The sequence below is a fragment of the Microbacterium daqui genome (genome assembly GCF_050408675.1).
Classification (GTDB): Bacteria; Actinomycetota; Actinomycetes; order Actinomycetales; family Microbacteriaceae; genus Microbacterium.
Window position 1 is genome coordinate 1 of record NZ_JBNTKF010000024.1, and the last position, 15798, is coordinate 15798.

Annotated in this window: 11 protein-coding genes; 4 read left to right on the forward strand and 7 right to left on the reverse strand. The window is 61.2% G+C overall.

The window, feature by feature from the left end; all coding sequences use genetic code 11:
* Positions 1-160: 160 nt before the first annotated feature.
* From ACQUSY_RS11605 to ACQUSY_RS11615, 3 genes are read right to left on the reverse strand one after another with little or no spacing between them, the layout of a single operon-like run.
* Entirely contained in the window at positions 161-982 is an 822-nt protein-coding gene (locus tag ACQUSY_RS11605; protein WP_428904636.1) for an ABC transporter permease, read from the reverse strand.
* Positions 979-1833, reverse strand: coding sequence for an ABC transporter permease (locus ACQUSY_RS11610; protein WP_428904637.1), 855 nt, complete (start codon positions 1831-1833; stop codon positions 979-981). The genes ACQUSY_RS11605 and ACQUSY_RS11610 overlap by 4 nt, the downstream gene beginning before the upstream one ends.
* Entirely contained in the window at positions 1830-2771 is a 942-nt protein-coding gene (locus ACQUSY_RS11615) for an ABC transporter ATP-binding protein (protein ID WP_428904638.1), read from the reverse strand. Before ACQUSY_RS11615 ends, ACQUSY_RS11610 begins: the two co-directional genes overlap by 4 nt.
* A 219-nt stretch (positions 2772-2990) precedes the next feature.
* Here ACQUSY_RS11615 and ACQUSY_RS11620 point away from each other — a divergent pair, with 219 nt between their 5' ends.
* Complete coding sequence (locus tag ACQUSY_RS11620; RefSeq protein ID WP_428904663.1) at positions 2991-5759, forward strand: helix-turn-helix transcriptional regulator; 2769 nt, start codon at positions 2991-2993, stop codon at positions 5757-5759.
* Positions 5760-5776: 17 nt separating this feature from the next.
* Here ACQUSY_RS11620 and ACQUSY_RS11625 read toward each other — a convergent pair whose 3' ends face one another.
* Together ACQUSY_RS11625 and ACQUSY_RS11630 are read right to left on the reverse strand one after the other, a co-directional pair.
* Positions 5777-7696 carry a LuxR C-terminal-related transcriptional regulator gene (locus tag ACQUSY_RS11625; protein ID WP_428904639.1) on the reverse strand — a complete coding sequence of 640 codons (1920 nt, stop codon included), beginning with the start codon at positions 7694-7696 and terminating at the stop codon, positions 5777-5779.
* Complete coding sequence (locus ACQUSY_RS11630) at positions 7693-8895, reverse strand: Hsp70 family protein (RefSeq protein WP_428904640.1); 1203 nt, start codon at positions 8893-8895, stop codon at positions 7693-7695. The genes ACQUSY_RS11625 and ACQUSY_RS11630 overlap by 4 nt, the downstream gene beginning before the upstream one ends.
* Before the next feature lie 299 nt (positions 8896-9194).
* Between ACQUSY_RS11630 and ACQUSY_RS11635 the strand changes: the two genes are divergently transcribed.
* From ACQUSY_RS11635 to ACQUSY_RS11645, 3 genes are all read left to right on the forward strand, one after another.
* Positions 9195-10817 carry an IniB N-terminal domain-containing protein gene (locus tag ACQUSY_RS11635; protein ID WP_428904641.1) on the forward strand — a complete coding sequence of 541 codons (1623 nt, stop codon included), beginning with the start codon at positions 9195-9197 and terminating at the stop codon, positions 10815-10817.
* Between the two features lie 134 nt (positions 10818-10951).
* Positions 10952-12808, forward strand: coding sequence for a dynamin family protein (locus tag ACQUSY_RS11640; protein WP_428904642.1), 1857 nt, complete (start codon positions 10952-10954; stop codon positions 12806-12808).
* Positions 12798-14297, forward strand: a complete 1500-nt coding sequence (locus tag ACQUSY_RS11645; RefSeq protein WP_428904643.1) for a dynamin family protein — start codon at positions 12798-12800, stop codon at positions 14295-14297. The genes ACQUSY_RS11640 and ACQUSY_RS11645 overlap by 11 nt, the downstream gene beginning before the upstream one ends.
* A 19-nt stretch (positions 14298-14316) precedes the next feature.
* On the opposite strand, the gene ACQUSY_RS11650 is transcribed toward ACQUSY_RS11645, so the two are convergent.
* Positions 14317-14934 carry a hypothetical protein gene (locus ACQUSY_RS11650; protein ID WP_428904644.1) on the reverse strand — a complete coding sequence of 206 codons (618 nt, stop codon included), beginning with the start codon at positions 14932-14934 and terminating at the stop codon, positions 14317-14319.
* On the reverse strand, positions 14931-15710 hold the full coding sequence (locus ACQUSY_RS11655) for a DsbA family protein (protein WP_428904645.1): 780 nt from the start codon (positions 15708-15710) through the stop codon (positions 14931-14933). Before ACQUSY_RS11655 ends, ACQUSY_RS11650 begins: the two co-directional genes overlap by 4 nt.
* Positions 15711-15798: the final 88 nt, after the last annotated feature.

The following is a 15798-nucleotide window of genomic DNA, read 5'->3' on the forward strand; positions in this document are numbered from 1 at the left end:
CCTCCTCAAAGCATCCGACTGCGAGTTCGCGTTGCTTGGGTGAAAGTGCGGAACGTGCACGCATAGAAAAACTCCCCGAAAATTGGTATCTGATTTCTCAGTCCAACTTCCGGGGAGCAGTTCACACACCGTGACAGCCCGCCTTGGTGTTTTCGCCTGCTCAGTCGAGGAACAGCGCGCGCAGTCGTTTCGTCGTGAAGACCAGACCGACCGCAATCATGACGACGTAGTACAGCACATGCCACAGCATGCCCACATGCACCGCACCGGTCGTGAGGCCACGGATGAGCTCAACACCGTGCCACAGCGGGAAGGCCTGGATGACGCCCTGCACCCACTCCGGATAGTTCGTGATCGGAAACAGGGTGGCCGAGAACAAGAACATCGGCAATAACACCATGGCGATCCAGTCCATGTGCTGGAAGGTCTTCATGTAGCTCGTCACCGCCATGCCGAGGCTCGCGAAGCCGAACGCGATCAGCAGCACGGCGGGCAGCGCCAGCACGGCCGTCCACGACAGGTTCAACCCGCCAACCTGCATGATGATCAGGAAGCCGCTCGCGTAGACGAGACCCCGCAGCATCGCATACATGATCTCGCCCAGGGCAACGTCCAGCGGGCCGAGAGATGTCGCTAACATGCCCTCGTAGAGCTTGCCGTAGTTGAGTTTGAAGAACACGTTCCACGTCGAGTCGTAGATCGCCCCGTTCATCGCGCTGACGGCGAGCAGCGCGGGCGCAATGAACGCCGCGTAGCTCACCTCGGTGCCGTCGGCGAGCGTGATCGCGTTGATCATGCCACCGAGCCCGATGCCGAGCGACAGCAGGTAGAACACCGGCTCGAAGAAGCCCGACAGCACGACGGCCCAACTCGACGACCGTGCCGCGATCAGCCCCCGTTGCACGACGGCCAGCGGGTTGCCCGCCCACAGCGCGCGCACACTGCCAGCGCGGCGCGTGGTTCCGGAGTCTGTCATCGTCATTTCGCAAGCCTCCTTGCGAAAATGCGCCGTGCCATGAGGTAGCCGACAGCGCTCAACAGAACGAGGTAGCCGAGGTGAATCCACATCATGCCATCGCCAACGGGTTTGCCGTACATCGCCATGCGGCCGAGCTCTGACGCGTGCCAGAGCGGCGAAATCCAGCCGATCCAGGCGAGCCACCAGTCGAGATTCGACAGCGGATAAAAGGTGCCCGAGAACAAGAACATCGGCATGAAGATGAATCGCTGCACGAGTGCGAACTGGCCCTTGTCATCTTCAATGCTTGCGGCGTAGGCCATGAGCGGCAGACCGAACGCGAGGCCGGCAAGCACGCCGGCACCGATCGCAAGCCACCCGGTCACTGGTGTCTCCACGCCGCCGAAAAGCCACACAATCACGTAATACGGAACCACGGCTGTGAGCACGCGTGCCATGGGAGCAAGCGCAACACCGGTGGCGATTTGCGCGCTGGAGATCGGCGATGCGGAGAAGCCGTAGAAGTAGCGGCGCCACTTGAAACCGCTCATCACCGGGTACGTCATCTCTTCGGTGACCACGGCAACGGCAGCCGACGCGATGAGTGCCGGCGCGACGAACACGAGATAGCGCACGGCAATGTCACCGTCTTGAACGGGTGCCGAGATGATCGCGGCTAGGCCCAGCGCCAGACCAAACAGGTAAAGCAGGGGTTGGCCGAGGCCGCTCGCCACGATCGTCCAGCCGTAGGCGCGCATGGCGCGAACCATGTGCTCGAAGACGTAATACCAACCGAGCGCCCGCGGCTTGCGCGCGGCGGCAATGGCCTCGGCCCGGAGCTCGTCGAGGCTCGGGTGCTGAACCGTCGTACTCATTCGATCAGCGATCTTCCGGTGAGGCGCAAGAACACGTCTTCCAGGCTGGAACGACGCACGAGCGACGTGAGCGGGTGGTGCCCGAGTTCGATGATGCGGTTCAGCGCCGCGTCGCCATCGTTTGTGTAGATCAGAATGCGGTCGGGCAGCACGTCAACGCGGTCGCCAATGCCGTCGAGCTGGGGCGCGATCTCCGAGTTCTTGTCAGAACCAAAGCGCACCTCCAACACCTCACGACTCGAGTATTCGCGAATGAGTGACGCGGGCGACCCCTCGGCCATGATCGCACCCTGGTCGACCACAATGAGGCGGTCGCACAACTGCTCCGCTTCATCCATATAGTGCGTTGTCAGTACCAGCGTGGTTCCGCGTTCTTTCAACCGGAACAGGCGATCCCACAGCACGTGACGCGCCTGAGGATCAAGACCCGTTGTCGGCTCGTCGAGCAGCAGAATGCGCGGGTCGTTGATGAGACCGCGGGCGATCGTCAGGCGGCGCTTCATGCCGCCTGAGAGGTGATCGACCTTGGCCTTCGCTTTGTCTTCGAGCTGCGCGAAGGCGAGCAGCTCTTCGGCCTTGCGACGGCACTCGGCCCCGGAAAACCCGAAGTAGCGGCCGTACATATAGAGGTTTTCGCGAACGTTGAGTTCAGCATCGAGATTGTCAGCCTGCGGAACCACGCCGAGGCGAGAGCGGATCTCCGGGCCGTATTGATTGGGATCGAGACCGAGAATCTCAAGGTCGCCGGCCGTGCGGGTCGATACCGCCCCGATCATCTTCATCGTCGTCGATTTGCCGGCGCCGTTCGGGCCGAGAAGGCCAAAGGATTCACCCGGGGCGACGTCGAAGGTGAGATCGTCAACCGCGACGAACTCAGGCTTACCCTTCACGGCGTAAGTCTTGCGCAGGTTCCGCGCTGAAATAACTGCTTCTGGCACGAGAAAAACCTACCAGTGGGCGCCGACATTGGTAACGCAAATACCGCGCGCAGATGCGCATCACCGTCACCGTCGAGAGGGAAAATCCACGGCCCACCGGCCCGAGCAGACCCTAGAATATCGATGGGGATTTAAACGGGAGGAAATCATATTATGAGCAGCGTCCGAAAACTGACTCAGCAGGAACATGCGGTTCCCCCGCAGCACACCCGTGATCGCATGGTGGCCGATGCGCTCATTGCGGTGCAAACTCAACCGAGCATGACACTACTCGTCGACGGGCTTGCTGGCATGGGCAAGACATACCTTCTTCGCGCTCTCGGTAGTGCTGCCACGGCCGCAAACTTTGGGCGGGTATCGTATGTGCGCGCCGACGAGATCGAAAGCGATGAACCGTACAGTTTCATCGAGCGACTCGTCGAAAGCAGCGGTGTCGCCGACTGGCACTTTGTCCCTCAAGCGACGACGGAACCAATTGCGCTCGCACGCGAATGCGTCACACGACTCACGCCCGAAACCGATGATCCGTCACACCTCATCATCATCGACGACGCGCACTGGATCGACTCCGAGTCACAACGCGTGCTGCGCTATCTCATTCCCCGTGTCACCCGGCGTCGAGTCACGCTCGCCTTCGGTGTACGCACCCCCTACGTTGATGATTCGTTTGGGGCTTTTCTCTCGAGACTCACGGCTGAAAACCCCGGCGATCTTCACTATGCGCTCGCGCCGCTCAAGGTAGCCGACGTTGCTGCCTATGCCGCGGAACGATTAGGCGCAAGCATCTCGCCGGACATCGCACAATTTCTTCTTGCCGAGTCGAACGGAACTTTTTTTGCACTCGAAGGCATCCTGAGCGCTCTGACGGAAGCTGAGATCTCCCGGCTTCACTTGGGATGGGACACTCCCATCCGCACCCTCATTTCACACAGTAATGCTCTCCTGCGCCCGGTCACTAATCTCCCCGCGGAGGCACGCCGCGCAGTAGAAATCGTGTGTCTCGCCGGTCACGAAATTTCTGCCGATGCCGTCAACGCTACGGCTCATTTCCTCGGCGAAACAGTTGATCTCAATGCGGCCGTGAGCGCCGGGGTCCTTATCAACTCCGCGTTCGGAACCGCGACTTTGCCTCAACACGCGCTCCTCGCACAGGCAGTCAATGACACCGTCTCCCCGGAGCGGCGTCGCGCCATCCTCCGCGCCCTCGCGGGCGTGACGTCGGGCTATGCATCAGTGCGACACGCGCTCTTGGGCGCCGAAGAGTGGACACCGCAACTCCTCTCACACGTCGACCAGTTCGTTCACGATGCCGCACGGCGAGGCGCAACCGCGCACGCCACAGATGTGCTTCGTGTTGCTCTCGACCTCGCCGATAGCGCGGACATGCGCGCACACGTTCTCGAGTCACTTGCACTCGTGCATTTGCAGGCGAAGACAGCCTTCCTGATGCTCGATCTCCTGCCCGAAATCGAGGAGCTTGAGTACACGCCGCTCCGCGAGCTCATCGTCATCGTTTTGGCGGCCCACAAGTTTCGTGAGCACGTGCCCATGGAACGCGCGCAACGGCTCCTGATGACGCCACCGCAGAGCGCCGATGACCACGCCGCAATCGGCTTCTTCGCTTTCATGATGGTGATTCTGACGATGCGGAGCCCCGATCGCGCAGCTGTGCCGCATCTCATTGCGCACGCGAAGAATCTCATCGCAAGCGGGCCACAGAGCGAGGCCGACCTGACTGACAAGAGGCTGGGTTGGATGATTGACCCCGACGGGAACACCGCCGTGCTCGACTCGTACCAGATGGTGCAAGACCAGTTCGCGACCCGGATCGATGCAGTCTCAGAAGCGCTCCCCCAGCTCACAGAACGGGTGAGGGCTCTGCCAGACAGCACCGCCAAGGTCGATGCCGCGGTGTCCATCGCAGGCGCTAAGCAATCCATCGGAGACATCGATGGTGCGCGCGAAATGGCTCAATTCAGCGTTGACCTTCTGGAGCGGGTCGGACAGCCCTGGGCAGCGAGCACTGCGCGCCTCATCCTCGGTGACTGCCTTGTTCTGCAGGGCTCCTATGGCGATGCCGCTGAACTGATGGCAGTGACGGAACAGGTCTCTTTCACAACCATGGACGTGGAGACCCGATTTACCTGGTCAGCGCTGAGAGTGTTCATCGCTGCCGTCATGGGCGGCGATAAGCCGGAGTTCTACCTCGAGCGAGCACGCCGCCAAAAGGACATTCCGTGGGAAGCATACGGCCCAGATCTATTGGTCATCGCGGAATGCGAACTCGCACGCGCCCGCGGCAACCACGAAGCTATTCTGGAAGCGAGCTCCAGCACCTGGGTCGGACGACTCGTCAACACACGGCACGGCTTCCTCACTTATCGCGTTAACGCGCTCATATCGACAGGCGCCTATGACGAGGCTCGCGAGCTCATCACACAGCTTGAGGGCTGGCAGGGCATGCGGTGGCATGAGGCCTGGGGCAGCCTGGACTGGCTTCGTGCCCGTCTCGCGCAGCACACCGGAGACGCCAAGACCGCGCGCTGGTATTTTGAATCCGCCGCCATGCAGAAGGACTTCCCGCTCCCGCACGCGCTGACCCTTGCAGATTTTGGTGCCTTTCTTCTGCAGCAGGGCGAGACGGAATTGGCGGTCAAAACACTCACCGCGAGCCATGCAGCTCTCAACGCCCTCGGCGCAAATAGCTACCTGCCGCGCGTCGCTTCGCTCCTTGCCAAGCACAGCCCCGTTGGCAATCCATCGGATGGGCCTGACCGTCTCCTCGCCCTGCTCACAGAACGAGAACAGCAGATTGTGCCGCACCTGATCAAGGGCCGCTCAAACAGCCAAATCGCAGAGTCGCTCGTCGTGTCGGTAACGACCGTGCGCACACATGTATCAAATATCCTCCGAAAGCTTCGGCTGACTTCGCGCGGCGAAGTGAGCCGGCGTTTCCGCGACGCGACGGATGCGAGCCCGTTCTCGTAGCAGGCAAGAACGTGGGGTCAGCCCAGCTTCGCGATTTCGTTGTGAAGCATTTCGAGAAGTTCTCCACGACTCGTCGCGCCCAGACGCCCGCGAATTCGCGCGACATGATGCTCAACGGTTTTAGGAGAAATGAATAGCTGTTCGCCAATCATGCGGTACCCGTGACCATCCAGAACGAGTCGCGCAACGTCGACTTCGCGGGCGGTGAGCGCGGAGGTTTGTGGAACGACCTTCGTGTGCCGCGCCTGGCTTCTGTCGACTTCACGCGCCAGCTGCATCATAGCCAGCGCCCCATCACGTTCGGGGTGTTGTAGGGCGGCATGGCCAGCCAACCGCGCCGCATCCCAGGTGTGGCCGTGACTCGCGAGAGCGCGTACGCTCACCTCGACAGCGTTATAGTCAATCTCATCGCGCAGAATGTTTAGCCAGGTGTTTCCTGCTTGGGCCAAGGTCGCGGCGTACGCACTCGCCGTGGCCGCCGTAGCGAGCGCGTTCGCCGGGGCGAGCAACATGGCTGTGTCGTTTGACTGAAATGCCGCCTGCACGGCATGCCAGTGAAATGGGGCTGACCAGGCAATAGGATCACCCGCCCGCGTCAACATCGCAGAAATGTCGTGGAAGATTTCTTGCGCCCGTTCTGGCTCGCGCATGCGCACGGCAGTCACCAGCATTTCGCCAACCGGCAGCAGGTCAAACAGGCTCATACTCATACCCAGTGTGAGCCCTCGAATTTCCTGCCAGGCATCTCGCAAGGCAGTGGCGTCGGCGCGACGTCGAGAAATACCAGCCATGAGGCACCAATAAAGAAGGTGCTCCCGCTCACCCAAGCCACGCGGTTCCGCAACGAGATCCGCGGCTTTTTCAGCCGCCGCGAGCTGCCCTTGCAACATCAACGCCCACCCCAAGAGCAATTGATGACGCGGGCGCGATGCGCTGCCGCCGAGGTCAGCGCCGAGGGCGCGCTCCAAGAACACTTGTGCGGTCTGCGGCTCGCCTCGCCCCATCGCAAGAATGGCGGCGAGGGCAGCAGGCGTCTCCGGGAGGAGGACCGAAGCACCCAACGGCACCAGTGTTTGGACAGAGCGCGCAAGCATATCGATCGCGCCATGTCCATTGGCGCGCACGCTCGTGACGAGTGCCCGCGACAATTCCGCGAGACCCGCAGACAGGCTTGTCACGCCCCCAGCAGGCATCGCATCAGCCCACGCTAACGCCGCGACGGGGTCACCCTGCCCGAGCGTCGCGACGACAGCCCAAGCGGCATCGTGGCCGATCGATTCGCGACCCACGTGGGTGAGCAGTGCACTGGCGCGGTCAAGCCGCCCGCTGCGGATATATGCGCCTGCCGCGAGAACTGCAGCGGGTTGTGAAACGTCGCTAATGCGATTCGTGATCAGCCCATCTGTGAAGCCGAGAACTTGATCGGGTGAGCCCGAGAATGACGCATCCTGCGCGCGCCGCAGGAGCACCTCCTGCTCTGTCAACCGCAGCGATCGGGCCAATTGCATCACGGCGCCGCGCACTGCGGCATGATGCTCATCTTCTGCGAGTCTCCGAATCAGCATGGGCAGGAGCCGATGATCAGTGCATCCCGAATCTACGAGCGCGATGAGCACTCCGGAACGCGGGCTCGGTTGCGACAACAATTCGGCAAGCACCTGGTCATGTATTTCGCGGATGCGCTCCGCCGGAGCAGCGGCAATGATGCGTGGTGCGAGTTGGGTGCGCAACGACCCGGCGTATACGTACGCAGTGCCATCGCGCAGGAGCGACTTAATGTCGTCATGCACGTCGCGCTTCGGTCGTGCGAGACGTCGCGAGAGCTCATCCGCATCTGTGGGGTTGGAAATGGCGATGTGGAGAAGGAGATCATTGCGGGCGCACTCGGCGGCATCGGCACCCGACAACACCTCGTCGAGTTCAGTATCAGGCGTCATCGTCGCGCCCCCATCGAATCGGCTACATCCGCATCGTCGCGCCCATGCACGGCATTGTCGATCTCGATAGCTGGCTCGCTGAGCAACGCCGCGGCGAACACATCCTCAAGGTCAACTTCTTGCGGCTCGTCACGCCACTGGGGGTGCTGTACCGCCTCGGATGCGGTGATCTGAGTCTTCGCCCGCTCAGGAGCGGAACGCCGGCGCCAACTGCGCTGTTGCGTCAGCAGCGCGCGCATCCGGCCACGCAGATCGCGCGTTGCGCGCGATTGCCGACCGAGTTCTTCGCGCCTACGAAGCCGCTCCGCACCGCGGACAGCCACAAGCGCCGGTTCCGAAGGAAGGAAAACTTCAATGCCAATATCGGCCGAAAGTCGCTGACTCACCAGCGGCATCGCGGCGACTCCTCCGGTGAGGAGGAGAGCATCGACGGGCATACCGTAAAGCTCGAGCGCGGAAACGACCATGCGCACAACATCGTCAACCCACGGGCGTGCGATCTCTTCCATCTCGCTGCGCACCAGACGAACGGCGTCAGTGACGCCGGGGATCTCGAGCTGGATGCTCTCCGTAGCTGCCTCCGAAAGTGATTCCCGTACATCGCAGCACTGACGCAGCACTGCAGACGTCGACATCGCATTCGTCGCGACATCGACATTGTCGATGGAGGCGAGACTCGTGAGGAGATGGCGTAGCACGGCAGCGTCAAGATCATCGCCGCCTTCATCATGGATGAGCGCTGGGGACATCGAAGTGACCGGGTTCGTCCGGCAGTTCTCGACGATGACGACGCTGCTCTGCGCCGCACGCAGACTCACCACGGCGATCGTGTCACGAACCGCGCCGATCTCGGCGGCATACTCAGCGACGGCCGACGAGGCATCATCAAATATCTCGACCGCAGGATCGATCGCCGCAAGGCGCATCATCATGTCGTTTCGCACCCGCGCGTTCCACCACGCTGGCAAGACGAGAGCCGTAGATTCCTGATCCATTGCGAAGCGCGACAACGTGCTTTCTACAACTCCGAAAAACTGCTCCGCTGCGCACAACGTGTCGACGTCGTCGCCGAGCACCGTCACTCGTGCCCGCCCGGTGGTGACACGCAGCAGCAGGTCGCGGTCGAGCATGGTACCGACCTCTACCGGCGCCCCGCTGTCCTCGATGATGCCAGTCGCACCAACCTCGATAGCAACCATGAGTTCTTCCCCGTATTCGTTCTGGACCTTGACGGCTGATGCACACCGCGATGAGCACCAGTGTCCCCAATCAGCAGAATATCGCGGAAAGACGCGGAATATTCAGCAGGAATGCCTGACGCGATGCTTGAAATCCCCTAATCCATCCCCTAATCCTCCTCGATCGAGTCGGCACTCCCCGACGGAACCATAGGGGCGGAAGAAGGGGGAACTCCCCCCTTCCTATGGACTCAAACCAATTCGTATGGTTGTAGAGATTTCCAGCGACGTGAGCTGGAACAACAACGTAAGGAAGCACCGTGTCTGTTACATCAGCCGAATTGTTGCGCTTCATCCTGAGCCTGCTGGGAAACCCAGCGCAGGCCGAAGCATTCTCCCAAGATCCGACGGGTGCCATGGCGGCCGCCGGCCTCTCAAACGTGTCATGCGCGGATGTTGACGCCATCACCCCGCTCATCGCGAACTCGGCACCTGGCGCCGTTGCAATCAGCTACAGCGGATCGGCCGCACCCGCGGAAATGATTCAGCACATCGTTAAGAACATCGCCGTCAGCAACTACGACAACAGCGGCGTCGTGCAGAACATCTGGACGACAGGCGACGTCCGCCAGGCGTTTGCCAGCGACGGCGGCTTGGCCATCGGCGGCGATCTCCACACCGATGACCCGCTCGTGCTCGGTGATGGCAACACCATTGCAGCAGACGACGCGCACGCCGCCGGCCGCGACATTATTCAGAACCAGGGCGACGGCAACCTTGCCCTTGGCGGCGACCAGAGCATTGCGCAAGACAACGGCGTCATCGCTGGTGGCGACAATCTGTCAGCAGGCGATAAGGTCGGCGGCAACAACAACGAGGCTGAGAACACCGGGAATGACAACTCCGTCTCGGTCGGCGGCAACCAGAACAACGCTGAAAACACCGGCAACGACAACTCGGTTTCGATCGGCGGCAACAACAACGCGGCCGAGAACACCGGCAATTCGACGGTGCACGATGAGTCGACCACGATCGGCGATGTCGACCTGTCGCAAGACAACTCCACCTCGATCGGCGGCAACAACAACGCAGCCGAAAACACCGGCAACACCACGACCGTAGGTGACATCGACCTCTCGCAGGACAGCTCCACCACCGTTGGCGGCAACCAGAACAACGCTGAAAACACTGGCAACGCCGCGATCGTTGATGAATCCATCAATGTTGGCGATGTCACGGTCGACAACTCGGACAACTCCGACAACTCCAGCACGGTCGGCGATGTCGATTCGTCTCAGAACGACTATGTCGGCGGCGACTACTGGGAGAACGGTTCCAACGTCGGCGGCATCGGCAACACCGATAACCGCAACTCGAACAACACGGCGGACTCCGGCAACACTGTCGTCATCACCGAGAACAACGATGAGTCCATCACTGTGGGCAACATCGCCGTGGACCTGTCGCAGGACAATTCCTCGACCGTCGGCGACACCACGATCACGGATGACCACTCATCCACCGTCGGCGACACCACCATCACCGACGACCACTCATCCACCGTCGGCGACACCACCATCACCGACGACCACTCATCCACCGTCGGCGACACCACCATCACGGATGACAACTCCTACACCGGCGGCGATACCACCATCACGGATGACAACTCCTACACCGGCGGCGATACCACCATCACCGACGACCACTCGTACACGGGCGGTGACACCACCACGGTCGACGACAACTCCTACACGGGTGGCGACACGACCGACTACACCTACACGTACGAAGACAACTCTGTCGGAGGCGACTTCTACGAGCAGGGCGGCGGAAGCTCCTACGGTGACTACAACGAATCAGGATCCGGAAACTCGGTTGTCGACAGCAGCAGCGACACGAACACCGTGGTAAACGACTACGACTACACGTACGGCGGATAACCACCGAGCTCCAGCGGACTCGCACAACGTCCGCTGGCCCCTGCGCGAGTGCGGTACCGGCCTTCCCCCCGTTTGCCGGTACCGCACTCGTGTGTAACTCGCCGCGCGCGTTTTGTACTTCATCGAGGAGTTTGATGACACACCCAACCCCACCACCATCCCGGGAAGTCCTGGAATCGGTCGCGTCACGACTCCGCGCACTCGCCACACAGCACGGCCGCCGCGACGTGCATCCGACAATTGATTCTGCCCTCGAAATCCTCTCCAATGACGCGGTGCGCGTGGTCGTGGTTGGCCAGTTCAAACAGGGAAAGAGCGCACTCGTCAACGCGATCGTCGATGCCCCCGTGTGCCCGGTCGATGATGTCATCGCCACATCTGTACCCACCGTCGTCAGCTGGGGCGAAAGGACCACGGCGACAGTCGTGACCGAAATCAGCCGAGAACACGACGCCCTCCGCACCGACATCGATCCGGCGCTGCTCCGCCAGCACGTCACAGACCTCGCTGGTGAAATCGGTCTCATCGGTAGCGTCCGCGCCGAAGTTACACTCCCGCGCCCCATCCTCGCCGCCGGTTTCACCTTTGTCGACACTCCGGGCGCTGGCCGCGCCCAGGCGCGCACGTCGACCAACCTCACTCTCCTGCCTCAGGCCGACGTCGCCATCATGGTTACAGATGCGACCCAGGAGCTGACGGAACCAGAAATCACGTTTGTGAAGCAGGCAACAGCACTGTGCGATCGGATGATCTGCGTGATCACCAAAACCGACATGCAACAGCAATGGCGCGACATCGTTGCGGTCAATGCCAGCCACCTCCGCAACGCAAAACTTGAGGTTCCGCTCTTCGCAACCTCTGCGCTCCTGCGTACGCTCGCTAATCATCATTCCGAGCCCGCGTGGCGAGCAGAATCACGCATCGACGAAGTCAGCGCATACTTGCAGAACAACGTCAAAGCCGAAGTACGCGCATCGCGCCAACGAATCGCCGCCCGCGAGTTACTCTCGGCGATCCAGCTCATCGAAATCGACCTGCAGAGCCAACTTCACGCGCTTACGAGCGCCAATCAAGGTCAGGCGGTGATCCGCGAGCTACAAAGCTCAGAAGCGCAGGCACGCCAACTCATGGAGAAGTCAGCACGCTGGCAGCAGACGCTGTCCGACGGGGCTGGTGACCTGGTCACCGATACGGAATTTGACCTTCGTGACCGGTTGCGCACGGTGGGTCGTGATGCCGAGGAGCTCATCCAGGCGAGTGATCCCGGCAATTCATGGGATGCCATGGGCGATTGGCTCGCTGATTCCGTCACGCAAGCTGTTTCCGACAACTTTGTGTGGACGCATCAGCGCAGTAAACACCTCGCCGACCTGGTCGCGCAACACTTCGCGCTCGAAGGTCGTGCTGCGGTGCCAGACCTGGCGCTCGGCGATATTGACGGCGTTGTCGGCAGTCTCGATGGGCTTGACCCGGTGAACCCAGGTTCGCTCTCTCTCGGCCAAAAGTTCATGATCGGGCTGAAGGGGTCATACGGCGGCGTGCTCATGTTTGGATTGATGACCACGGTCGCTGGCATGGCGCTGGTCAACCCTATTTCGCTGGCAGCCGGCGTCGTTATGGGCGGCTTCGCCTACCGAAACGACTCGCGTCAACGGCTCGAGCAGCGTCGCGCCGAAGCACGAAATGCGGTCCGCAAGCTCATCGATGAGACGATTTTCCAGGTCAGTAAGGATGCTCGCGATCAGATGAGTTTTGTTAAGCGTCAGCTCCGCGACCACTTCATCGATGTCGCCGACGATCTCAAGAAGTCGCTCAATGCGGCTGCCGCAAAGGCAAAAAACGTTGTCCAGCTCCCCCAAACCGAACGCGAAAAGCTCGTTGAGAATCTGACTCGAGAGATTCGAAACCTCACTGCACTCCGTGCGACGGTAGCGACTATTGCCGACGAAACCCCAGACGATGACCTGATCGGAGTGCGCCATGCCGCATAGTCGACTCACCTCAGCCCGCGCGATTGTCGACTCCGCTCAGGCGTTGTATGCCGACGACCCTGCGGCTCTGCGCACGCTCACTCGTCTAGCGACGAGAATCGATGAGCCCCTTCGGGTTGCCATCGTTGGCTCGGTGAAGGCGGGTAAATCCACGCTTCTCAACGGGCTGCTGGGCGAACGCATCGCACCGACGGATGCACGCGAGTGCACGCGAATCGTCACGTGGTATCACTACGGCAACGCTCCCTCGGTGCGGGGAACGCTGACGACTGGCACGGTTCAGACGGTTCCCGCACGACGACAATCAAGCCGCCTCGAGCTCGACCTCGGCGGGCTCACCGCGGAGGACTTTGAGCGAATCGATGTCACGTGGCCCGCCCCAGGAGTTCGTGACATTACTCTCATCGACACCCCCGGCACCGAGTCGCTCTCACATGACGTCGCGAACCAGACCGCTGAGTTCCTTGCTCACGAAGATGGTGTCGCCGGCGCTGATGCCGTCATCTACCTCCTGCGATCGCTGCACGAATCCGACGTGCGTTATCTCCAGGAAATCAATGCGCGCACCCGATACGGCACCGCGCGCATGGGAACCATCGCTGTCCTGTCACGCGCCGACGAAGTCGGATCCAGCCGTCTGACGGCCATGATCTCGATCAACGATGTTGTGGATCGACTTCGCAAACACCCTGATCTTGCTTCGATGTGTGACGCAATCGTGCCGGTATCGGGTCTCATGGGGATGGGTGCAGCATCGCTCCGACAGGCCGATTTCGTTGTCTTTCGCGATCTCGCTGACCGCGACCCTAAGACCACCGAACATCTCCTCCTCAGCGCCGAGCACTTCATCGCGTCAAAAGAGTCATGGTTACCGAACGAACAGACGCGTATCGACTTGGTGGATCGCTTCGGCATGTATGGCATCCGCATCGCTTTCGCCGCAATTCGTGGCGGAATCGCTGACGCTGAGTCGCTTGCGACGGAACTGACCCGCCGTAGCGGTCTCGAGGAGTTGCGCCGGCTTATTGACGTCAACTTTTCACAGCGCCAGTCGGAGCTCAAGGCGCACGCCGTTGTTCTTGCCGTCAATGAGCTCCTTCGCCGTACCCCGAAGCCAGGTTCGGCGGAACTGTTGGCCCGAACGGATGAGCATCTCACGAACGCACAAGCGTTTACGGAAATGCAGGTAGTCGGTCGGATCGCGGCTCGCGGTTATGCCCTCCCGCTGGAGGCACTCACGGAGTTGGAACGCCTACTCGGCGGCCAAGGGACAGCCGACAATGTGCGCCTCGGCCTCGCGGCAGACGACCACGCTTCACATCAGATGCGCGATGTCGCAATTGCACACTTGCGGCGCTGGCGCGCGTTCGCTGCTGATCCACTTCTCGATCGAACGACCCATCGGGCGTGCAAAGCCGCCGAAAGAAGCTGCGAAGAGATCATCGAACGCTGGATTCTGCGTACGGCTCTTCCGTCCAACGCTTCATAGCGCCCGCTGGCACTGCGAATCAGGCCGCGGACTCACCCGTCGTCGCGCTCACGAGCGGTTTGCGCTCGTGGTGGTCGGCCTGGCGTAGCCACACCCCGACGCGTGGCGTCAGAACGATGACGATCGCAACGAACAGCAGCAGGATGCCGCCGGCGCTGGCGAGGAGGTCAAGCCCCTCGGCGTCACGTAACAGGACGGTCAGAGCCGTGGCTGGCACCAAGATCATCGTCGTCGTAACAAACCAGTTTCGTGCACTCCGACTGCGCTTTGCGAACAACAGACATACGCTGAGCACGGCGATGCCGGCTAGAAGCACCGCGCCACACCAGGTAACCCCGAGCAACAGGTTTGCGGCGAACGCCATGTCGTCCGCGGAGTATTCTTCGTCGAGCTCGGTCTCGATGATCGTCACGAGCGATTCGTGCACATCGCTAAAGTTTGCGACTGTCGTGATCGCGGAGTACAAGAGCACCCCGACAGCAACAATCACCAACGCGATCGCGGCTAGGAGACGCTGGGGCCGACCGACGAGCGTCATGGGCCTCACTGTGCCAGCGTCGACAGTGGGGCGCGGAGGTGCAGATGATCGCCCGCCGTCCCACGACACCCGAGGAATATCGCCGTTCGAGTTCGTCATCGCAGTGCCTCGATCGCGAAACGAATCTCCGCTTCGCCGGGAATCGTCACAACACCGTCGTCAGACTTCACAACACCCATTCCGTCAACCCGCACGGTCGGGGTTTCGTGTACGTCAGCACGAAGGGCTGCTTGCGTAGCCGCCTCAACCCACGGCCCAAACGTTCGTTCCGCGATACAGTCCGCCACGTCCGTAGCGCCCACCTCCGTGGCAAACGATGCAAGCTGTTCGTCGGTCAGTCCGGGTTGGTCATAGGCCGGCTGGTTTACCAGCAGTAGACCATGCATCGCGGCGTACGCACTCGGTCCGGCGACATCGGCGACGCACGCTGCCGCATTGGCAGCACGGAGGGAATAGTCATCCCCCGCTTCATTCTTCAAAAATGCCAGGGGGTGGTAAACCAGGGCAATGGTTCCGCTCTGCGCTTGATCCGTAAGAAAGGCACCAGTGCGATCCTGGAACACTTTGCAGGTGCTACAGAGGAAATCTTCGTAGACGTCAACGCGGGTGGCCTCAGTCGGAGCCTCACCCTCGCCGTCCAGCGTGAACATGAACCCGTAGTCATCAGTTGCATGTTGTGGTGCGGTCACCTCGGCTTCATCGCTCGCGGTGGTAGCACGGAGCCACAAGACGGACCCCGCCGCCGCGACCATGCCGAGGATCACGATGCTGGTCGTCAGGATCTGTAGTTTCCGCGTGCTGCGCTGGTGGTCACTGCGAATCTTGTCAGCCAGCTCGCGCCGCTGTTCTGCCCGATGATTGCCGTCTACGCCCACCGACAACAGCTTAGCCGACTCCGTGAAAAAACAGACGTAGAACAAGATATTCGCGCCGGTGGGCCTAACCGGAGCAAGGCGACCCACC